Origin of the sequence: Acinetobacter sp. AOR43_HL, from assembly GCF_027854635.1 — a bacterium.
GTDB lineage: Bacteria > Pseudomonadota > Gammaproteobacteria > Pseudomonadales > Moraxellaceae > Acinetobacter > Acinetobacter pittii.
This window is the reverse complement of record NZ_JAKTHX010000018.1, coordinates 88,828-110,391: the sequence shown is the minus strand read 5'-3', so window position 1 is coordinate 110,391 and position 21,564 is coordinate 88,828. Positions and strand designations below refer to the sequence as shown.

Genomic DNA, 21,564 nt, shown 5'->3' with positions numbered 1-21,564 from the left:
AAATGCAGTCCAATTACGGCTTTGTTGTTCCCGTTTATAATCATCCACATTATTTAGCAGATTTAATTTCTTATCTGGACAGTTTTCATCTACCGATTGTGTTGGTCAATGATGGAAGTGATGATGCTTGTAGCCAAATTTTAAAAGCATTGGCAGAGCAATATTCCCAAATTCACTTAATTGAACATGAGGTGAATAAGGGTAAGGGACAAGCCGTAATGACTGGTTTACGTGCAGCCTATGAGCTTGGTTTAAGCCATGTATTACAACTCGATTCGGATGGTCAACACTGTTGGGATGACATTCCAAAATTTATTGAGCAGTCTCACCAGCATCCCGATGCAATGGTGATTGGTCAGCCATACTTTGATGCCTCTATTCCTAAAAAACGCTTATATGGCCGTTACATTACTCATTTTTGGGTGTGGTTAAATAGCTTATCTTTTGAAATTAAAGATAGCATGTGTGGGTTTCGCGTATATCCGCTTAAGAGCACGGTAAAGGTTTTAAATAGTGCTAAGTTCCAGCCACGTATGGGTTTTGATAGTGAAATTTTAGTACGTTTAAAATGGGAAAATACCCCTTTTATTAATGTACCAACACCTGTGGTTTATCCAGAGCAGGGAATTTCTCATTTTCATGCTTGGCGAGATAACTTAGGGCTAAGCAAAGCGCATGCAACCTTGTTTATGGGGATGCTGATTCGCTTACCGAAGCTATTAAAACAAAAGCTGCAAGGTTGATTATGACAGATTCAGCTTCACCAAAATGGAACGACATTAAAGAGCGAGGAGGAATGCTGCCCCTCATGCTGATGTTATGGTTTTACCGTTTTGGTGGACGTTGGTTATGCAAGTTTGTGATGTACTTCGTCATCATGTGGTACTGGTTATTTGCTGTCACAGCAAGGCAGGCCTCCTTACTTTATTTACAAAAACTGCATCATTTTGCTGGACCGCAGTCTCCCTTTAGCCACCAACCAAATTGGACAAATAGCTATGCACATTTCATGCAATTTGGTGAATGTATTTTAGATAAGATTGAGGGCTGGCTAGGTAATATTCCCGAGCAGGAACTGCAAGTTTTTGGACATGAAAACTTCTCTCAGCATTATCAAAAAGGTGCTCTGATTATTGTCTCTCACTTTGGCAATATTGAATTGCTTCGAGCCATTAAGTCAGAGCATCCGCAGAAAATTAATGTGCTGGTTTACCAAAAGCACGCGACAAAATTTAATGAGTTTTTGAAAAAAATAAATGATAAGGCAGATGTTTGTCTTTTATCAGTTGATGAGCTGGGTATTGAAACTGCCATGCTATTGCAAGACAAAATGCAGCAAGGTGAGTGGGTCATTGTGGCGGCAGATCGAGTGCCTGTGCAGTCAGATCGTGTACAGCATGTTGATTTTTTAGGAGAGTCAGCAGCTTTCCCGCAGGGTGCATGGATTTTAGCAAATTTACTCAAAGTGCCTGTTATTGCCGTGTTTTGCTATCGGGTGCAGCAGCAGTTTCAAGTGCATATTCATTCAATTGCCGAGCAGATAAATTTACCTCGTGCTAACCGTATTGAAAGTATGCAAACCATCACTAAAACATACGTTGCCGTACTAGAACTGCATTGTCTACGTGCCCCTTATCAATGGTTTAATTTTTATAATTTTTGGACGAAATAACATGCGTGTGTTAACCGTAGGTGAACAGCCACTGAATATTGAAGATGTTGTTTCTGTAGCAAGAAGCGAATGTCAGGTTGCTTTACCTGAAACGTCTGAGTGGCGTGAACTAATTCAGAAAGGCGCTGATTTTCTCGATCAACTCCTTGAAGAAGAAGGCGTGATCTACGGTGTGACTACGGGTTATGGTGACTCATGTTTGGTTGAAGTTCCATTGCATCAGGTTAATGAATTACCGCTGCATCTTTCACGTTTTCATGGTTGTGGTTTAGGTGAAAATTTAGATGTCATCACTGCACGTGCAGTGGTGGCGACGCGTTTATGTTCGTTAGCTCGCGGTTATTCTGGTGTGTCGATAGCACTACTTGAACGTTTGGTTTGGTTGCTGAACGAAAATGTAATTCCAGTCATTCCCTCTGAAGGTTCAGTCGGGGCAAGCGGGGACTTAACGCCTTTGTCTTACATTGCGGGAACTTTAGTCGGTGAGCGTGATGTGTATGTTGATGGGAATATTGTTCCAGCTGCTCAGGTGTATGCTGAAAAAGGCTTGCAGCCTTTAACGCTCAGACCAAAAGAAGGTTTGGCGCTCATGAACGGTACTGCGGTGATGACGGCAATTGCTTGTTTGAACTATAAAAAAGCAGAACAGATAGCACTTGCTAGTACTTTAATTACTGCTCTAAATGTATTGGCTTTGGAGGGTAATCCTAGTCATTTTGATGAAGTGCTGTTTGCACAGAAGCCCCATCCGGGACAGCAACAGATTGCTAAGCAATTACGTGACTGGCTGAACAGTGAAGTACAAACAGCACATCAAAGCCCACGTTTGCAAGACCGTTATTCGCTTCGTTGTGCACCGCATATTATTGGTGTGTTTGAAGACTCAAAAGTATGGTTACGTCAGTTCATTGAAAATGAGCTGAATTCAAGTAATGACAATCCACTGATTGATCCAGTCGGTATGCGTGTGTTGCATGGCGGTCATTTTTACGGTGGGCACATTGCACAAGCAATGGATAGCTTGAAAATTATGATCGCTAATATTGCTGACTTGATGGACAGACAGATTGCACAGCTAGTCGACCATAAAATGAATCATGGTTTACCGCGTAATTTAACAGGTGCAACGGCTGAACGTTTGCCACTGAATCATGGTTTTAAAGCCGTACAAATTGGGGTGTCGGCGTGGACAGCTGAAGCCTTGAAAAACACTTTGGCAGCTTCAATTTTTTCACGTTCAACCGAATGTCATAACCAAGACAAAGTCAGTATGGGAACCATTGCTGCACGTGATGCGAGTCGCGTAATTACCTTAACACAGCAAGTCATTGCAGCGCTGTGCTGTGCAAGTGTGCAGGCAATTCATCTGAAAGGCCTCACCACACAGTTAAGTCCAACATTGCAAACGTTTATGCAATGGACCTTACAAAGCTTTGCATTTGTCGAAGAAGACCGACCATTACAAACCGAATTACAACAGATTGTTGATCGTTTAGACCAACTTGAATTGTTTAATCAACCTGAATTCATGGGATAAGGTGAGCCAATGCATGCAGATGTAATCATTGAAATTCCATTTCATGATGTCGATACCATGAATGTGGTTTGGCATGGACACTATTTAAAATATTTTGAGATTGCGCGCTGCAAATTGCTCGATCAATTTCATTACAACTATATGCAGATGAAAGAATCTGGCTATGCATGGCCTGTGATTGAAAGCCATGTTCGCTATGCATACGGTATTGAGTTTGAACAAAAGATTCGGGTTCGGGCCATTTTAAAAGAATGGGAAAATCGTTTGAAAATCGATTACTTGATTTTTGATGCTGAGTCTGGGAAACGTTTAACTAAAGGTTATACCACGCAGGTTGCGGTGAATATTGAAGCGCGTGAAATGTGTTTTCAGTCGCCTCAAGTTTTGTTTGATCGCTTGAATGCATGGTCTGAGTTTCAACCGAAGAGGAATGCGTGATGTCTAAATTCATCAAAACTTTAGGTTTAGGTGCTGCAATCTGGATGGGTAGTTTAAGTGCAGTCTATGCAGCACCAGCACAGATCACTCAAATTTTTCAGCAATTGTCACAGTCTCCTACGGTTCGTGCTGATTTCGAACAACAAAAAAAATTGCCATCGTTAAATAAAACTTTTGTATCGAACGGCTCTTTATTGTTCTCAAAATCTTATGGTGTAGCGTGGCAAATCAAACGACCTGTGCAAGCAGATTTGATCGTTACCCCAACCAAATTGGTACAGAAAACTCAGCGTACATTTAGCCAAATACAAGTTGATCAATCGCCATATAGTTCGGTCGCGACTTTATTCTTACAGCTCATGTCTGGTAATGAACAGGCCTTAGCAAAGAATTTTAATGTAGTAAGTGCGAATTATAGTCCAGCGGGTTGGAGCATGAGCTTAACTCCGAAAAGTAACTTGTTTAAAAAGTTATTTGTGCGTGTTGATGCTCAAGGGCAACAGTACGTTAACCAAATCGTAATTACCGAGAAAGCGAATAATTTAACGACTATTCGCTTTAGTCACCAGACTTCTCAACCGACGAATCTAACGGCTGCTGAGCATGCGCTTTTCCAACTGGCAAAATAAGTTTACCGCGCTTTGGTTAATTGCTCTGCTACTGATTGCGGTGGGGCTTGGCGTGACGTGGCTGAATAAAGATATTCATATTCAAACTAATATTTTTGCGTTATTGCCTAAGGTTCAGCAAGACCCAGAACTTGCACGTACTCAGCAGTACATGAATGAGCAACTCAACAATAAAGTATTTGTGGTAGTAGATGCTAAAGATGAAGCTGAGATACAACAAGCGACTCATTTCTTAACAGCGCAGGCCAAGCAAAGTCAGTTGTGGCAACCGTTGAAGCCACAACTTGATTTTGATCAATTTGCAAAACAGTTGTATCAACATCGTGCAGGATTGTTGAGTACTCAAGATCAAGCCTTATTGCAAAAAAAGGACTATGCTGCGCTGACTGAACAAAGTCTGATGCAGATGATGAGTCCAGGCATGCCTGTCACTGCTGAATCACTTAAGCAAGACCCGCTATTATTGTTCCCTCGTTATGCCATGCAGTTGGCAACTCCGTCACAACAAGATATTGAAATGGAGCAGGGCTTTGCCACGATTCATCATGAGCAAGGCATCTTTCGGCTTTTCGTATTACAGTTGACGCAAAGTCCATACAATATTGATTACCAAGAACAGACCTCTACTTGGATTGAACAAACTAAGCAAAAACTAGCGGCAATGGGATTAAAATCTCATTGGACTGGAACTATTTTATTTTCAAATTTTGGTACGCAATCGGCTAAACAGGAAATCTCAACCATTGGTGTTGGCTCGACACTGGGCTTAATTTTTCTGGTTTGGTTCGGCTTTCGTTCATTGCGACCTTTGGCGACCGAGTTTATTGCAGTTTCGACTGGAAGCTTTGTGGCGTTTGCAGTCACACATTGGGTGTTTGGTGAAATTCACCTGATGACGTTAGTCTTTGGTGCAAGTCTGATTGGTGTCTGTGTTGATTTTTCATTTTATTTTATGGCGATGCAATCGCAGCACAGAAAGCTTGATGGTTTTCAAATTTTAAAACCGCTATTACCAAGTTTGTTTATGGGTTTAATGACCACATTAGTTGCATATATATTTTTGAGTTTTACTCCGTTTCCTGGGTTTAAGCAGATTGCGGTCTTTTCAATTGTAGGATTAACTGCGGCGTGGATCAGTAGTGTACTGCTATTACCAAGATTACCTGCGCTCAATGCTCAGCCAGCAATAAAAGCTTTATCGTGGATTGGACAAGCACGCTTATGGTTTCAACAGCGTGCCAAAGTTCGTTATGGCTTGATTGCAGTCATTTTAGCAGTAGGTACTTCGAGTCTTTTCTATCTTAAAAGTAACGATGATATTCGTAACTTACAAGGTATGGACGCGAGCTTAAAACAGCAGGACCAAGCTGTTCGTAAGCAATTTGGCCAGCAGCAAAGTAGTGATTATTTTGTGGTGCGTGCAGCATCTGCAAATGAAATGCAGCAACAAGAGCAGCAACTGATAGGGCAATTACAACAGTTGCAAAAAAACGGAAAAATCAGTGCATTTCAAGCTTTAGGTCAATGGATTCCACCATTGGCAGAGCAGCAAAATAATCTACAACTATTAAGAAATATTCCAAAAGCGACTTTGCAGCAATATGCACAAAGTATGGGCCTAAATGTCACTGATGTTTTACAGTGGCAACAGCAACTAGCGGCACAACCGTTATTAGATTTTTCAGTATTTAAAGATCACCCTTTAGCTTTTTTACAACCTCAAGCCAATGAGCGATTAGTCATGGTGACAGGGGCAAAACAGCCTGAAGTGTTAAAGCAGCTTCAGAATGAGCATATACATTTCCAACAACCGATTACCGAAATGTCGCAAATGTTTGCTGAACATCGAGTGCAGGCTCAACATCTTCTGATTTATGCCTTAATTGGTCTAGCAATTAGTTTGGCGCTTATTTATGGATTAAGTTCGATTGTGCCTTTGGTCCTGCCAGTCAGCTTGGCATTACTGAGCACTTTTGCTGTTCAGGCATGGTTAGGTGTCGAGATTAACCTGTTTAGTATTATGGCGACTTTCCTGATTATTGGGATTGGTGTCGACTATGCAATTTTCTACCGACATGGACATGATCACCCTCAAGTAGTTGGAATGGCATTATTTTTATGTATGATGTCGACCTTACTTGGCTTTGGATTACTTTCATTTAGCCATACTTATGCAATTCATTGTTTTGGTTTAACGGTTTTATTCGGGGTTATTTTCTCGTTTATCTATGCGACTTTGTTAACCCCTGCAGATGAAAAACATATTGTAAATTTACAAGACCATTCATAATTTGAATAAATTAAAAAGGAAGTTGTGCTATGAGCACTATAGAAAAAATTGATGTCGTGATTATTGGGGCTGGGCCATCAGGTAGTTCTGCTGCTGCACTTCTTCGACAAAAGGGCTACACCGTTACGGTCATTGAAAAACAGCATTTCCCTCGTTTTTCGATTGGTGAGTCATTGTTACCACAGTCTATGGCGTTTTTAGAAGAGGCTGGTTTATTAGAAACAGTCCGTGAACATGTTGAACAATACGCTTTTCAATTTAAAAATGGCGCGGCTTTTTTACGTGGCAAGCAACGTAGCTTTTATGACTTTACAGAAAAATTTACCGATGGTCCGGGCACAACTTGGCAAGTTCGCCGTGCAGATTTTGACAACTTACTAGCAAAACAGGCTCAAGCTTATGGTGCTGATATACGCTTTGGACATGAAGTTTTAGATGTTGATGTTGCATCTGAACAGCCTGTACTTACAGTAATTAATCAAGAACAACAGCGTTATCAGATTCAAGCTAAATTTTTGTTAGATGCGAGTGGCTTTGGGCGGATTCTGCCAAAATTATTAGATTTAGAGAGCCCATCAAATTTTCCGGTACGACGTGCACTGTTTACCCATATTGAAGACGGAATTACAGATGACCCAGAGTTTGACCGTAATAAAATTTTAATTACTGTCCATGAAAAAGATCATCGTGCATGGTATTGGCTGATTCCATTTGCAGATGGACGGGCTTCTTTCGGTGTTGTTGCAGAACAAGACTTTTTTGACAAATACACGGTCGAAAATGCTGAAGATAATGAACCGGAAGCAATGTTCAAACGCATTTTAGCCGATGAACCAAGCTTGTCACATGTCTTGCGCTGTGCAAAGTTTGATACACCAGTGCGTACTTTGGTGGGCTACTCAGCGAATGTAAAACACTTGGCAGACCGCAACTATGCGCTATTAGGTAATGCGGGTGAGTTTCTTGATCCTGTCTTTTCATCAGGTGTAACGATTGCTCTTAAATCTTCAAGTTTGGCTGTTCCTTTAGTTGAACGAGTTTTGCAAGGTCAGCAAGTCGACTGGTTAGAAGAATATGAAAAACCATTACGCCGCGGCATTCAGGTATTTCGTGCCTATGTTGAGTCATGGTACGAAGGCGAGTTTCAGGATGTGGTGTTCTCGCAAAATCAGAATGAAGGCATTCGCCGTATGATTTCTTCATTATTGGCTGGTTATGCGTGGGATGAAAAAAATCCAATCCATAAAAATGCTAAACGTAGACTCAGCACTTTGGCAGAATATTGTCGTGAAGGCTTGGCGCAAGAACAGGTACTTGAGGGATAACTATGCAACGCAAATGGGCAACGATATTACTCAGTAGCTTGATATTTTTAAATGGTTGTCAGGTTATGCCACATGCCAAAGGATTGCAAAGTCCACTATGGCAGGCTCAGACTTATCAAAGACAAGATCAGGTTGAGGTCCAGTGGAAGCAGCAAAGTTTTAGCTTCTTGTTATATCAACAGCAAAAGGGTGCTGTACTAGATATGGTTGCTTTGAGCCTGACAGGCCAGCAATTATTTAAGTTACAGTTTGATGGGCATCGGGTTCATGTTGAACAACGTATTGATCAAATGCGTTTATTGCCTTTTGAGTTTGTAGTGCGTGACCTTTTGTTTGCGACATACCCTCAGTTTTCGCATTTAGGGCAGCAAGCTGTAGAGATGAAACAACAAGCAGACAAGCAGGTTGTTTATATTGAAAAGCAACCTGTGTTGCAGCTTAAACAGGAGCAAGGAAGCATTGAATTGATTAATGAACAAGTTCCTTATGCCATGATGCTGAGTTCGATTGAGAACACTTTACAGACAGAAGAAAGTCCTACGCCATGAAACATTTACCTTCAGAAAATGCAGCTCCAATGGCAGTAGGCATACAATTTAGTGTTGGTTTATCTGCATTAGGTTGCGAACTTAATCAAATTAAACAGGCATTACAAGAGCCGCAGCAAACCTTAACTTTGCGAGATGATTTAATCGCTGATCGTGATGTTTGGGTGGGACAATATACGCATCCATTATGTTCGAGCGTACCTGATGCTTTGCGGTCTGTAGATTCACGTAATCTACGTTTTGCCTTAACCGCATTATCTAAAATTGAAACAGAGTTAAAAGCTTATAGTGCTTCCTTTGAAAATAAACGTTTAGCCATTGTGGTAGGCACCTCTACTTCTGGTATTGCAGATAATGAATTATTACTTAAGCAGTATTTTCAAGGGCAAATCGATCTATCAATATCTCACTATCCTCAAGAAATGAGCTGTTTAGCGAAAGCATTGCAGCAGTACTTAGGATGGGAAGGGCCTGCATATACGATTTCAACAGCTTGTTCTTCAAGCGCTAAAGCATTAGCCGCAGGACAGAGATTACTTCACGCAGACTTAGCAGATGTTGTGCTGGTTGGTGGCGTCGATACCTTGTGTAAGTTGACCCTAAATGGATTTAATAGTCTAGAGAGTTTATCTGCACATATTTGCCAACCCTGCGGTGTAAGCCGTGATGGTATTAATATTGGTGAAGCTGCTGCGTTTTTTGTACTAAGTAAAGAACAAGCACCTGTCATGTTAATGGGGGCGGGTGAGTCCATGGATGCATGGCACATTTCAGCCCCGCACCCTGAAGGTAAAGGTGCCGCTTTAGCTATGCAACGTGCATTAGATATTGCACATATTTCCGCTCAAGAGGTGGGTTATATCAACTTGCATGGGACAGCAACTCCACAAAATGACGCAATGGAAATTAAGGCTGTAAGACAAGTTTTTGGTGATTACCAAGTTGCTTTAAGTAGTACAAAACATAAAACTGGACATTGTCTCGGTGCAGCGGGTGCCATAGAAGCTTTCATTTGTGAACAGGTTCTAAAGGATCAAAGCTGGTTGCCTTTACATCAAAATGTTGAGGTTGATCCAGATTTGGCTGACCAAAACTATGTGCAAGAAGCTGAACCAAAACAATCCATTCGCTATGTCATGAGTAATTCTTTCGCTTTTGGGGGAAGTAATATTAGTCTTGTTTTTGGAGTTAAGCCCTAGTGAAACTAGATGCAATTCAATATATTCCTCATGAGCAACCGATGGTATTTATCGACCATTTAACCGAGGTTGCAGAAGGGCGGGCGCAAGCAGAGCTCACGATTACGCCAGAGCTGATGTTTTGTGAAGCAGAAGGTTTGCCGACATGGGCAAGCATTGAAATTATGGCACAAACCATTAGTGCTTACTCAGGCTGGCAAGGCCAACAGTCAAAACAAGCACCAAAAGTCGGTTTTTTATTGGGAACACGTAAATTAAATTTACCCATCCCTTATTTCGCCTTAGGTTCACGATTGATCATCCAAATAGAGCAACAATATTTTCATGAAGGACTTGGGCAATTTTCCTGTGAAATTCAATATGCTGAGCACTGCATCCAAGCAACATTAAGTGTATTTGAACCTACAGAAACACCATTTGAATAACCACAAAGAATTAGGAATACATTGTGACAAGACGAATTTTAGTAACGGGTTCAAGTCGAGGAATTGGGAAAGCGATTGCATTACAGCTGGCAAAGACTGGTTTTGATGTAACTGTACATGCACGTTCTCGTCAGGCAGAGGCTGAGCAAGTCGTACAAGAGATTCAAGCCTTAGGACAAAATAGCCATTATTTAATGTTTGATGTAAATGAGCGCCAGACGGTTCAACAAATTCTAGAGCAAGACGTAGAGCAGCATGGTGCTTTTTATGGTGTCGTATTAAATGCAGGACTTACTCATGATGCTGCTTTTCCTGCGTTAACAGATCAAGATTGGGATGAAGTGATTTCGACCTCTTTAGATGGTTTCTATAATGTTTTAAAACCACTCATCATGCCAATGATTCATTTGCGTAAAGGTGGCCGTATTGTCACTTTATCTTCTGTATCTGGAATTATGGGTAATCGTGGACAGGTCAATTACAGCGCTGCAAAAGCAGGTCTGATTGGTGCGACCAAAGCCTTAGCACTCGAATTGGCGAAGCGAAAAATTACTGTGAACTGTGTTGCACCAGGTTTGATCGAGACTGAAATGGTGACAGATGAAGTCAAAGAACATGCGCTTAAAATGATTCCGCTGCAGCGCATGGGACAGGCCGATGAAGTGGCGAGCGTAGTGAAATTCTTGTGCTCAGATGAAGCCTCGTATGTAACTCGACAGGTGATCTCTGTGAATGGAGGGCTCATCTGATGAAACGTGTTGTTGTGACAGGAATGGCAGGAATTACTTCTTTAGGTGAAACTGCCGATGACATCTTTGCGCGATTTGAAGCTGCTAAAAGCGGTATTCGATACATGCCGGAGTGGGAGCAATATGTTGACCTTCGGTCCAAGCTTGCTGGCCCTGTTGAAACATTTCATATTCCAAAACATTTTAACCGTAAGGTTACCCGTGGGATGGGGCGTGTAGCGCTCATGTCTGTGGTTTGTGCCGAAACTGCATTACAAAATGCTGGTTTGCTTGGACATGAAATTTTGTCTAGTGGCGAAGCGGGTGTTGCCTTTGGGTCTTCTGCGGGTAGCGTAGATGCCGTGGGTGAGTTTGCAAGTATGTTGCTTCACCAGAGCATGAGTAAGATTAATGCCACCACTTATATTCGCATGATGGCCCACACCAGTGCGGTGAACATGACCGTATATTTTGGCCTAAAAGGATTAACTTTACCTACCTCAAGCGCATGTACCTCTGGTTCTATGGCAATTGGGCAAGCGTATGAAGCAATCAAATATGGCAAACAACAGGTCATGATTGCGGGTGGTGCCGAGGAACTCAGTGCGGCAGGTGCGGCAGTTTTTGATGTATTGTTCGCGACCAGTGGCATGAATGATCAACCTGAAAAAACACCACGTCCATTTGATGCTAAACGAGATGGATTGGTGATTGGTGAAGGCGCAGGCTGTTTGATTCTCGAAGAATATGAACATGCCAAAGCACGAGGTGCTCATATTTATGCAGAAGTGATTGGCTATGGTAGTAATACCGATGGTCAACATGTAACTCGTCCTGAATCAGAAATGATGGGACGCTGTATGGAGTTAGCACTTAAAGATGCATCTGTAGAGGCTAAAGACATTGCTTATGTGAATGCGCATGGTACCTCAACTGATCAGGGGGATGTGGCGGAGAGCCAAGCCACTGCAAAAGTTTTAGGCTATAAACCAATCAGCTCTTTAAAGAGTTATTTTGGACATACGCTGGGGGCGTGTGGAGCTATTGAAGCTTGGCTAAGCATCGAAATGATGAATCGTGGCCGTTTTATTTCAACTTTAAATCTAGATGAAATCGACCCGCTATGTGGTGAACTGGATTATATCGTTCAGCAGCCGAGAAATTTGGATGCTGACATAATTATGAGCAATAACTTTGCTTTTGGCGGAATTAATACTTCGCTTATTTTTAAACGTGTTAAACAATAAGGAACACAACAATGTTAAATAAAAAACTTTTATTTGTAGCAATGCTAAGTGCGGGTTTTACTGCCACTGTTCAGGCTGGAGATGAAGTACATCAGTTGAATTTTAAAGAAGCTGTAGACCGTGCAGTTGCAGATGGGACTTTAGATGGTTCAGTAAAGTTTTATTTAAAGGGTACAAAGTCTGGCGGTAAAATTATTCAAAAAGATGCGGTGACGAATAAAAAGACCAATGGTTTTGGTAAGTCGGCAGCAACGTCTTGTGACTGGGTTTTGCGTTCAGCACTGATCCAAATGCAAAACAATGCTAAAGCACAAGGGGCAAACGCCGTTACCAATATTGTGAGCTATTTTAAAGCCAATGAAACAACGAGTACGACAACTTACGATTGCTATAAAGGCACCATGATGGCGGGTGTTGCTTTAAAAGGCGATGTCGTTAAATTTTAATAATTTCTAGTAAGGTTGAGATAATGTCTAAGCGGAAAATTGAAGTCTATACGCAGGCATTATCTCAGCTTCTTTTAAAGTCTAAACAAGATTTTCCAGACTTCCGTTCATTTAATCATTATAAAAAACAACAAATACAGAGTGTCAGAAATCGACTGATTGCAGAGAAACTACAACTCAATTCAATGGAATTGGAGTTTGCCAAGCATGAACATGGAAAACCTTATTTATTGAATCACACTTTGCATTTTAATCACTCACATAGCCAACAATACTACGCTTTAGCCATGAGCGAACATGTTAAAGATATTGGCATAGATGTTGAGGAACTGGATCGAAATGTACGCTTAGACGCTTTAGCAAAACATGCATTTCATCCTGATGAATATGCAATGTGGCTAAGCTTAGAACAAGATAGAGAATATTGGTTCAAAGTCTGGACCATTAAAGAAGCCGTTTTAAAAGCTTCAGGATTAGGCATACGTTTAGATTTAAATACGTTAAATACTCAGGCACATCCTACCGATCATGGTGGAGTCTGTTCTCACCCACTTAATGGGACATTTGCTTATCAGAATTTTATTGTTGGCAATATGATATTAACTGTAGCATGGCGTTCAGAGTTATCTTGCCGTGGTTTTCAGTTTCCATCTATTCAGCTTCACTCACTTGATCTTTAATAATCTAAATAACACACATAAAAAAACCGCGTAATACGCGGTTTTTTATTAAAAGGAGAAGCTAAAAAATTAAGCTTGACCTTCAACAGCAGCAGCTTGAGCACGTTGCATATTCGCTTCAAACTCTGCATCAAAGTTGATTGGAGTAAGAAGTAACTGTGGGAAGCTACCTTTAGTTACTAAATCATTTACAGCTTCACGTAAGAACGGGAACAAAATATTTGGGCAGTATGCGCCTAAAATATAAGGTAAACGCTCTTCTTCAATGTTGTCGATCAAGAAAATACCTGATTGAGTTACATCTACAATGAACGCTGTTTCGTTGTCGTTATCGGCTTGTACCACAACTTTTAGAGAAACTTCAAAGTGAGTTGGGTCAATCTTTTCTGCAGCAGAAGAAAGATTGATATTAAGTTCAGGTTGCCATTGTTTAGTAAAAACCTGCGCCCCAGGAACCTCAAAAGAAATATCTTTTGTATAAATACGCTCTAAAGCTAATTGTGGTTGAACTTGTTGTTCTTCGCTCATTGTTTTTTCCTTAATATGGATGCGATGTTAAGCCAATAATTCGTCGAGTTTACCTTCACGCTCTAAAGCATAAAGTTGGTCAAAACCACCAATAAACTGATCGTTAATGAAAATTTGTGGGACAGTACGATGATTTGTGCGTTGCATTAATTCAACACGTACTTCGGGTGCTTCAACAGAAAGATTTACTTCTTTATAAGCAACACCTTTACGCTCAAGTAACTGTTTAGCACGAACGCAATACGGGCATACAGAAGTTGAGTAAACAATGACGTTTGCAGCCATGATAATTCTCCTTAAGCTTTTGGTTTGCTTTTAATAAGAGGTAAGCCTTGTGCTTTCCAGTTACTGATACCACCATCAAGACGATAACTATCGTGGTGAGCAACTTTTTGCAAAGCACTTCCAGCAACTTGCCCCAAGTTGCAAATAAATACCAATGGACGGTCACTTGCTTTTAATTCGTCAGCATGACTTGCGATTTGGCTATACGGAATATTGCGACTGCCACTAATGTGACCTTCGCGGAAATCTTTGCTATCGCGTAAGTCAATCAAAAGAGCATTTTTCGCTTTCACTAAAATACCAAGCGACTGTGGAGAAATTTTACGACCGTTACGTTGACCTTCAAAAATGAAGAACAACACGATCAAGACTCCGAGCGTACCAAACAAAATGGGGTGATTCCCCATAAACTCTAACCAGCGTTCCACAAGTCACCTAAAAAAATTAAAAAACAAAATTGACCTAGAGTATAGCGTATATAGATGGTGATCAAAATCACCACTTCAAGGGCAAATAGGGCAGAAAATCAGTTTTTTTGCTGCGCTTCTTGAATCTCATCGATTAAACGCAAAAAGCTATCTAAACGTCGTGGCAAAATTTCACCCGCTTCAACGGCCTGTTTAAGCCCACAATTCTTTTCATGAGTATGTGTGCAATTACGGAATTGGCAAGATCCTAGATGTGCTGCAATGTCTGGAAAGCCCATACGAATTTTTTCTAAATCGAGATGCCAAAGCCCAAACTCACGAATTCCCGGAGAATCAATTAAGGCACCATTTTTACCGAAGTTGATTAAGCGCGTAGAGGTTGTCGTATGTTGTCCAAGTGCAGAGTTTTCAGAAATAACATTGGTTTTTTGCTCTGCATCTGGAATGAGCACATTAATTAAAGAGCTTTTTCCTACGCCTGATTGCCCTACAAATGCTACGGTTTCACCATCTAAACGCTCAGATAAAGCCGAGATATCTCCCTTCTTAGACTGACAAATCATTACCTCATAACCCAAGGTTTTATATTCTTCTAATAGGGTAAGAATTGGGTCATTTTCAGTGAGTAAATCAGACTTATTGAGGACCAAAAGAGCAGGAATGTTTGCATCTGCACAAGCAACTAGATATCGATCGATTAACGTTGGAGCTGGTTCAGGAAGCGGTGAAAATACAATCACAATCAAACTGATATTCGCGGCCACTGGTTTAACTTTGTGATAGCGGTCAGGGCGGGTAAGTAAAGATGTACGTGGGTGAATGGCTGTAATAATGCCTAAACCCGTATTTGGGTCTGCCTGCCATTTAACACGATCACCAGTTACAAGTAACTCAAGATTAGTTCGAGTATGGCAACGCCAAACACTATTGAGCTCGATCGGCTTCCAGAATGGTTCTGGTTCTCCTTCGGCAACTTGTGGTTTTTCTGGGTGATGCTCAGGTACAGAGAGGGCTTGTACTTCAAGTTGACGGCCATAGTGTTGTACAACGAGTCCATCTAGATCCTGTGAAGTATCGATCTCTTCTTGGCGAGTTTTATGCTGTTTTTCAATACGACGTTGCTGTTGTTCAGTTAAACGACGCTTACGAATTAAAGCCATTCATATCCCAAAAAAACCATTGTTTGAAGACCGCAAAAATAGCATGAAGCAGCTATAGAATTACAGCGCGGAAGCAAGAAATTTGCTACTATTGATGTTTTTACGGCATTTTAGAACGTACATTCATGAGCAGTACTTTAAATACACGATTAATTTGGATTGATCTGGAAATGACCGGATTAGATACCGATAATGACCAAATTATTGAAATCGCAACAATTATTACAGATGATCATTTAAATGTACTTGCCGAAGGTCCAGTTTTGGCTATTCATCAACCTGATCGTATTTTAAATGCAATGGATGAATGGAACACTCGTCAACATGGGCAGTCTGGTCTGATTGAACGAGTTCGTCGCAGTAAATTAACAGCCCGTGATGCTGAGTTACAGACTTTAGAATTCCTAAAAAAATGGGTGAATCCAAAAGTTTCACCAATGTGCGGTAACTCAATTTGTCAGGATCGCCGTTTCTTACACCGTCTTATGCCTGAACTTGAGCAGTATTTCCACTATCGTAATCTTGATGTATCTACGGTAAAAGAGCTTTCAAAACGCTGGCGCCCTGAAATTATGAGTGGCCTGAAAAAGAATGCATCACATTTGGCAATGGATGATATTCGTGACTCAATTTCAGAGTTGAAATATTACCGTGAATATTTCTTTATTATGAATACTGATGGTAAAGATTGATTACGTTGTAGACGTGATATAAAAGGGAGGCTCATGCCTCCTTTTTTATTGCATAAAGGACATTGTTACAATAATGCCGATCGCCTGATTTGGCTTTCATATTCATTTTGCTTAAAATGATGTTTTAAATTTTTATTATAAAAAGAGAGCATTTATGCAAAGTAATAACCCGATACTGACGCGTGTTGAAACGGTCAGTGACTATAGTCAACCGATGACTGTGCAAGGTGCGATTCAAAAATCTGTTATGTTGACTGTCATTGCAGCTGCTGTGGGTGTCGCTTTATTTTTCTATGCAGCCTTTACTGCAAATGTTGGTATTGCTTACGCGGCTTCAATTGTGGGTGCAATTGGTGGCTTGGTTTTAGCTTTAATTACAACCTTTAAACCAACGACCGCGCCAACATTGGCAATTCCGTATGCCTTATTTGAAGGGGCTTTTTTAGGTGGTATTTCGTTTACTTTCCAGTTGAAATACCCAGGTGTTCCACTTCAGGCTTTATTAGCAACTTTCGTTACGACTTTGGTGATGTTTGGTTTATATAAATTCCAAATTATCCGCGCAACTGAAAAGTTTAAGTCAGTTGTAATCTCTGCATCTTTGGCAATCTTTATTGTATTTATTGTGCAGATGGTCATGCGTTTAGCTTTTGGTTCAAGCGTTCCTTATATTTTTGAAAGTAACTGGTTAGGTATAGGTTTTGCTGCATTTGTCGCTGTCATTGCTTCGCTTAACCTGATTTTAGATTTTGATTTAATCGAAACTAATGCAGCATATCGTGCACCAAAATTCATGGAGTGGTTGTGTGGTATCGCATTACTTGCAACTTTAGTGTGGATGTATATTTCTTTCTTACGCTTACTGGGCTTATTGTCTGACGACTAAGATTTAGATTATAAAAAGTCGCTCCTGCATAGGGGCGCTTTTTTTTCGTGCGATTTTTGAAAAAAGATGCATTATGCAATTTCGAAAACTGCCGAATATTGGCATTATGCTTGAAATTGTTTTGAGTGAGATCGGCATGACACAAGGACTTTTAGCAGGTAAGCGCTTTTTGATTGCAGGCGTTGCTAGTAAATTATCAATTGCTTTTGGTATTGCACAAGCATTACACCGTGAAGGTGCAGAGCTTGCGTTTACTTATCCAAACGAAAAATTAAAAAAACGTGTGGATGAATTTGCTGAGCAATTCGGTTCTAAGCTTGTGTTTCCATGTGATGTTGCTGTTGATGCTGAAATTGATAATGCATTTGCAGAACTTGCAAAACATTGGGATGGTGTAGACGGTGTTGTACACTCAATTGGCTTTGCACCTGCACACACGCTTGATGGTGACTTCACTGACGTGACTGACCGTGACGGTTTTAAAGTTGCTCATGACATCAGTGCATACAGCTTTATTGCAATGGCTCGTGCTGCAAAACCTTTATTACAAGCTCGCCAAGGGTGTTTATTGACTTTGACTTACCAAGGTTCTGAGCGCGTTATGCCTAACTATAACGTTATGGGTATGGCAAAAGCTTCTTTAGAAGCTGGTGTTCGTTACTTGGCATCAAGCCTTGGTGTTGATGGTATCCGTGTAAACGCGATTTCTGCGGGCCCAATCCGTACTTTAGCTGCTTCTGGTATTAAATCTTTCCGTAAAATGTTAGATGCCAATGAAAAAGTTGCGCCGTTAAAGCGTAACGTAACGATTGAAGAAGTTGGTAACGCCGCATTATTCCTATGCTCACCTTGGGCTTCAGGTATTACTGGTGAAATTCTATATGTAGATGCTGGTTTCAATACTGTAGGTATGAGCCAATCTATGATGGATGATGAATAAGTTTTAAAATTTATTCAGCCATAAAAAAGCCGTAGTTGAAGGACTACGGCTTTTTTAATTGGTACAAGTTATTGCGGCAGTTCTTTTACAGGTGAACCACCTAAAGCTTGCATGAGAGTGACATACGCGTTGTATTGGCTTTGCTTGGTTTCAACGAGGCTTAAACGTGCAGTACGTGTTGTTTGCTGAGCATCAAGAAGTGTTTTTAATGCAACAGCACCATAGCGATAACGGACTTCGGTTAAACGTTCAGTTTTTTCTGCAAGTTCAACATTACGTTCTTGTAACGCTACTTGTTTGTCGAGTTCGGTACGACTCGATAAAGCATTTTCGACATCAGCAAAAGCCTGATAAAGCGTTTGACGATACTGAATAATTGCTTTTTCATAATCCAGATTGCTAATCGCGATATCTTTCTTCATATCGTTATATTGCAAAAACGGTAAGCTTAAACTTGCACCAAGCGTGAGAGCAGGGTTACGTAATAACTCCGTTAACGATGTGCTGCTTGAGCCTAGACTGCTGGTTAAGCTAATCGACGGGTAGTAGCTCGCCTTAGTAGCATCTTTAGTTGCTAATGCTTTTCTTAAGCGGAGCTCACTTGCTTGCAAATCAGGACGGCGCGATAAAATGTCGGCAGGTAAACCAGCACCAATTGCAGGTAGAGCAGTGCGTGGTAAACGCTTTGGCTCTTGAATGTTTAATTGCTGCAATGGTTCATGCAATAACACTGCAATGGCTGTGCGTGTTTCAACCAGTTGCTGTTCAATCTGGCTTAAGCTTGCTTTTTGGCTTTGCACCGATTGTTCTGCTTGAGTCAGATCTACACCTGAAACAGCACCAGCTTTATATTGAATTTGTACCAAGTCATAAAGCTTTTGAGAGGTTGCTAGACTTTGCTGTGCGGTCGTATAACGCTCATTTAAATAACCCAGTTGCCAATAAAGTTTGGCAGTAGTTGCAATTAAACTTTGCCCAGTAGCTTGTAAATCTTGTTCTGTCGCTAAAGCTTCCCATTTACTTGCTTCGGTTTGGCGTGCAAGCTTGCCAAACAAATCAAGCTCATAGCTTACTCCCGCACTCATTGATAGACCTTTAGCACTGTCATCTCCCGAATTTAAATCGAAAGAATGTCCTGTAGAAACACTAGAGCTAGTTCGCAAGCCTTGCTTATTAGCGGTTAAATCAGCTTGTAGACGGGCTTGCTTTAAAGCAATACCTGCAACTGTTAAATCACTGTTACGCTCTAATACATTGCTTACAAGCTGATTGAGCTGTGCGTCGTTAAAGAGTGTCCACCAACGGTCAGAATATTGATCGGCAGACATGGTTTTTGTTTTTGCTGTGTCATACTGAAAACTACCCGGAACTTGTACTGCAGGTGTTTCATAAGGTGTTTTTACTACAGCTGCACATCCGACAAGAGAACCTGTGAGAAGAAGTGCTGTGCTGAGTTTAGTCATAGAGAAAGACATGCAATTTTCCTTATTCTCGAGATAGTGCGGCGACAGGGTCAAGTTTCGCGGCATTCTTGGCTGGTAAGAAACCAAAAACGACCCCAATCAGTGTTGAACAGACAAAGGCTGCAATAATTGAGGTGCTTGAATAAGCCACGCTAAAGTTACCGCCAGCAAATTTATTAATAAGTTGCCCAAGGCCAAGCGACAGTAAGACGCCAAGCACACCACCAATTAAACACACCAAAATTGCTTCAATCAGGAATTGCTGCAAAATATCACTTTGACGCGCACCTACGGCCATACGTACACCAATTTCCTGAGTACGTTCAGTCACCGAAACCAACATAATATTCATTACCCCGATACCACCAACCACCAGTGAAATTACGGCAATTGCTGAAACCAGAAGCGTCATTGTGCTGGTTGTTTTCTCAATGGTTTGGCGGATACTGTCACTGTTCATAGTGAAAATATCTTGTGCACCATGGCGCTGGGTTAATAGATTTACAATCGCATTTTCTGCGGCAGCAGTTGAATATTTGTCATTAATACGAACCACGATATTGCGAACATGGGTTTGCCCCAACATACGGCTCATCACGGTTGTATAAGGCATATAGACATTTAGCGTGTCATCTGAGCCCATACCGCTTGTTTGCGGTTCTACAATGCCAATAATACGAGCTGGTACACTACCGAGTAACACTACTTGACCGATAGGGTTGGTACCGTCACTAAAGAACTGTTTTTGAGTATTGGTATCAATGACTACATCCTGTGAGCGATCACGAACACTACGTTGATCAAAAGTTTGTCCATCTTTAAAGACCAAACCTTTCACATCGAAATAATCGTTACTCACACCATTAATGGTCGCGTTCGCTTCATTTTGTTGATAACGCATGGTCTTGGATGTACTAACGATTGGGCTGACTGCACTGACATACGGTTGAGTCATTAACGCATCGGCATCGGCAGGCACTAGGGTTTTAAAACTTGCAGTTTTAGAGTTGTCACCAAAACCACGGCCCTGAAACACGGTAATTGTATTTGTTCCCAGACTGCTAATATTACTTAAAATTTGCTGTTGAGAGCCTTTACCTAATGCGACAACGGTAACAACCGATGCAATACCAATAATGATCCCAAGCATGGTTAAAAAAGTACGCATGCGGTGGGCATTCATAGACAGTAAAGCCATTTGGAAGGCTTCAGATAAACGGTCTAAAGTAGAACGCCATGCAGAAATACTTTTGCCTTTCTTCTGTTTACCTTGTAAAGCAGGAGCGGCATCAGGATCAGTCTTGATTGGTTCGGCTGCTTGATCAGGAACATTAGGGCGGTCACTAATAATCTCTCCGTCACTAATCTCGATAATACGAGTCGCATTTTTTGCAACTTGCATATCATGGGTGACTAAAATAATAGTGTGACCTGCGGCATTGAGTTCACGCAAGATACGCATCACCTCAACACCACTATGAGAGTCGAGTGCCCCCGTCGGTTCATCTGCCAGAATAACGTCACCGCCATTCATCAGCGCACGGGCAATAGAAACACGTTGCTGCTGACCACCAGAAAGTTGGCTTGGTCTATTGAGTGTTTTTGTGCCCAACCCTAATTCAGTCAGTAGAGCGGTTGCACGTTGTTTACGCTCAGAAGGTGTAACACCTGCATAAACAGCTGGAACTTCTACGTTACCTTCGGCAGATAAATCACCCAATAAATGGTAGCGCTGGAAAATAAAACCAAAATATTCACGACGTAATCGAGCGAGCTGATCGGGCTCAAGTTTACCCGTTTCTTGTCCATTAACCTTATAACTACCACTCGTAGGTCGGTCCAAACACCCCAAAATATTCATGAGGGTCGATTTACCAGAACCAGACTGGCCGACAATGGCAACCAGTTCACCTTCATAAATGGTCAGATCAATGCCTTTTAAAATTTGTATCGTGCTTTCGCCAGCAGGGAATTCCCGGACTAGATTGCTGACTTCAAGCAAAGCTTGTTTTGTCATG

General features: G+C 41.2%; 23 protein-coding genes. 17 read left to right on the top strand and 6 right to left on the bottom strand.

Annotated elements, in window-relative coordinates; all coding sequences use genetic code 11:
- The first annotated feature begins 2 nt into the window (after positions 1-2).
- From MKL33_RS07405 to MKL33_RS07340, 14 genes are read left to right on the top strand one after another with little or no spacing between them, the layout of a single operon-like run.
- Positions 3-743 (top strand): glycosyltransferase family 2 protein, encoded by a 741-nt coding sequence (locus tag MKL33_RS07405; RefSeq protein WP_270906743.1) that lies wholly within the window; start codon positions 3-5, stop codon positions 741-743.
- A gap of 2 nt (positions 744-745) precedes the next feature.
- Positions 746-1,672 carry an LpxL/LpxP family acyltransferase gene (locus MKL33_RS07400; RefSeq protein ID WP_270906742.1) on the top strand — a complete coding sequence of 309 codons (927 nt, stop codon included), beginning with the start codon at positions 746-748 and terminating at the stop codon, positions 1,670-1,672.
- Position 1,673: 1 nt separating this feature from the next.
- Positions 1,674-3,209, top strand: coding sequence for an HAL/PAL/TAL family ammonia-lyase (locus MKL33_RS07395; RefSeq protein WP_270906741.1), 1,536 nt, complete (start codon positions 1,674-1,676; stop codon positions 3,207-3,209).
- Between the two features lie 9 nt (positions 3,210-3,218).
- Positions 3,219-3,647: an acyl-CoA thioesterase gene (locus MKL33_RS07390; protein ID WP_000542808.1), complete on the top strand. Its 429-nt coding sequence runs from the start codon at positions 3,219-3,221 to the stop codon at positions 3,645-3,647.
- Complete coding sequence (locus tag MKL33_RS07385; RefSeq protein ID WP_270906740.1) at positions 3,647-4,276, top strand: LolA family protein; 630 nt, start codon at positions 3,647-3,649, stop codon at positions 4,274-4,276. The genes MKL33_RS07390 and MKL33_RS07385 overlap by 1 nt, the downstream gene beginning before the upstream one ends.
- Positions 4,251-6,566: an MMPL family transporter gene (locus tag MKL33_RS07380; RefSeq protein WP_270906739.1), complete on the top strand. Its 2,316-nt coding sequence runs from the start codon at positions 4,251-4,253 to the stop codon at positions 6,564-6,566. The genes MKL33_RS07385 and MKL33_RS07380 overlap by 26 nt, the downstream gene beginning before the upstream one ends.
- A gap of 29 nt (positions 6,567-6,595) precedes the next feature.
- Positions 6,596-7,891, top strand: a complete 1,296-nt coding sequence (locus MKL33_RS07375) for an NAD(P)/FAD-dependent oxidoreductase (RefSeq protein WP_270906738.1) — start codon at positions 6,596-6,598, stop codon at positions 7,889-7,891.
- Positions 7,892-7,893: 2 nt separating this feature from the next.
- Entirely contained in the window at positions 7,894-8,439 is a 546-nt protein-coding gene (locus MKL33_RS07370) for a DUF3261 domain-containing protein (protein WP_270906737.1), read from the top strand.
- Entirely contained in the window at positions 8,436-9,638 is a 1,203-nt protein-coding gene (locus MKL33_RS07365) for a beta-ketoacyl-[acyl-carrier-protein] synthase family protein (protein ID WP_270906736.1), read from the top strand. Before MKL33_RS07370 ends, MKL33_RS07365 begins: the two co-directional genes overlap by 4 nt.
- Complete coding sequence (locus tag MKL33_RS07360) at positions 9,638-10,063, top strand: ApeP family dehydratase (RefSeq protein ID WP_042894862.1); 426 nt, start codon at positions 9,638-9,640, stop codon at positions 10,061-10,063. The genes MKL33_RS07365 and MKL33_RS07360 overlap by 1 nt, the downstream gene beginning before the upstream one ends.
- A 23-nt stretch (positions 10,064-10,086) precedes the next feature.
- The gene (locus tag MKL33_RS07355) at positions 10,087-10,812 is read left to right on the top strand and encodes a 3-ketoacyl-ACP reductase FabG2 (RefSeq protein ID WP_270906735.1); all 726 of its coding nucleotides are present in this window, start codon (positions 10,087-10,089) and stop codon (positions 10,810-10,812) included.
- Positions 10,812-12,038 carry a beta-ketoacyl-ACP synthase gene (locus tag MKL33_RS07350; protein ID WP_270906734.1) on the top strand — a complete coding sequence of 409 codons (1,227 nt, stop codon included), beginning with the start codon at positions 10,812-10,814 and terminating at the stop codon, positions 12,036-12,038. Before MKL33_RS07355 ends, MKL33_RS07350 begins: the two co-directional genes overlap by 1 nt.
- A gap of 11 nt (positions 12,039-12,049) precedes the next feature.
- Positions 12,050-12,484: a hypothetical protein gene (locus MKL33_RS07345; RefSeq protein ID WP_060465279.1), complete on the top strand. Its 435-nt coding sequence runs from the start codon at positions 12,050-12,052 to the stop codon at positions 12,482-12,484.
- Positions 12,485-12,507: 23 nt separating this feature from the next.
- Complete coding sequence (locus MKL33_RS07340; protein ID WP_270906733.1) at positions 12,508-13,164, top strand: 4'-phosphopantetheinyl transferase family protein; 657 nt, start codon at positions 12,508-12,510, stop codon at positions 13,162-13,164.
- A 69-nt stretch (positions 13,165-13,233) separates the two neighbouring features.
- Here the strand turns inward: MKL33_RS07340 and secB are convergent, their stop codons facing one another.
- The 4 genes from secB to rsgA all read right to left on the bottom strand — a co-directional run bounded on the left by secB (position 13,234) and on the right by rsgA (position 15,565).
- Positions 13,234-13,692 (bottom strand): protein-export chaperone SecB, encoded by a 459-nt coding sequence (gene secB, locus MKL33_RS07335; protein ID WP_002115005.1) that lies wholly within the window; start codon positions 13,690-13,692, stop codon positions 13,234-13,236.
- A 27-nt stretch (positions 13,693-13,719) separates the two neighbouring features.
- On the bottom strand, positions 13,720-13,977 hold the full coding sequence (gene grxC / locus MKL33_RS07330; RefSeq protein WP_002114715.1) for a glutaredoxin 3: 258 nt from the start codon (positions 13,975-13,977) through the stop codon (positions 13,720-13,722).
- Positions 13,978-13,988: 11 nt separating this feature from the next.
- Complete coding sequence (locus MKL33_RS07325; RefSeq protein WP_270906732.1) at positions 13,989-14,405, bottom strand: rhodanese-like domain-containing protein; 417 nt, start codon at positions 14,403-14,405, stop codon at positions 13,989-13,991.
- A gap of 98 nt (positions 14,406-14,503) precedes the next feature.
- Positions 14,504-15,565 (bottom strand): ribosome small subunit-dependent GTPase A, encoded by a 1,062-nt coding sequence (gene rsgA, locus MKL33_RS07320; protein ID WP_005066188.1) that lies wholly within the window; start codon positions 15,563-15,565, stop codon positions 14,504-14,506.
- Positions 15,566-15,690: 125 nt separating this feature from the next.
- Between rsgA and orn the strand changes: the two genes are divergently transcribed.
- The 3 genes from orn to MKL33_RS07305 all read left to right on the top strand — a co-directional run bounded on the left by orn (position 15,691) and on the right by MKL33_RS07305 (position 18,083).
- A complete protein-coding gene (gene orn / locus MKL33_RS07315) occupies positions 15,691-16,257 on the top strand; it encodes an oligoribonuclease (RefSeq protein WP_000099436.1) in 567 nt (188 codons plus the stop codon).
- 154 nt (positions 16,258-16,411) lie between these two features.
- The gene (locus MKL33_RS07310) at positions 16,412-17,143 is read left to right on the top strand and encodes a Bax inhibitor-1/YccA family protein (protein WP_004794670.1); all 732 of its coding nucleotides are present in this window, start codon (positions 16,412-16,414) and stop codon (positions 17,141-17,143) included.
- A gap of 136 nt (positions 17,144-17,279) precedes the next feature.
- A complete protein-coding gene (locus MKL33_RS07305) occupies positions 17,280-18,083 on the top strand; it encodes an enoyl-ACP reductase FabI (RefSeq protein ID WP_023274323.1) in 804 nt (267 codons plus the stop codon).
- 68 nt (positions 18,084-18,151) lie between these two features.
- On the opposite strand, the gene MKL33_RS07300 is transcribed toward MKL33_RS07305, so the two are convergent.
- Together MKL33_RS07300 and MKL33_RS07295 are read right to left on the bottom strand one after the other, a co-directional pair.
- Entirely contained in the window at positions 18,152-19,546 is a 1,395-nt protein-coding gene (locus MKL33_RS07300) for an efflux transporter outer membrane subunit (RefSeq protein ID WP_270906811.1), read from the bottom strand.
- 22 nt (positions 19,547-19,568) lie between these two features.
- Positions 19,569-21,563, bottom strand: coding sequence for a MacB family efflux pump subunit (locus MKL33_RS07295; protein WP_017385757.1), 1,995 nt, complete (start codon positions 21,561-21,563; stop codon positions 19,569-19,571).
- Position 21,564: the final 1 nt, after the last annotated feature.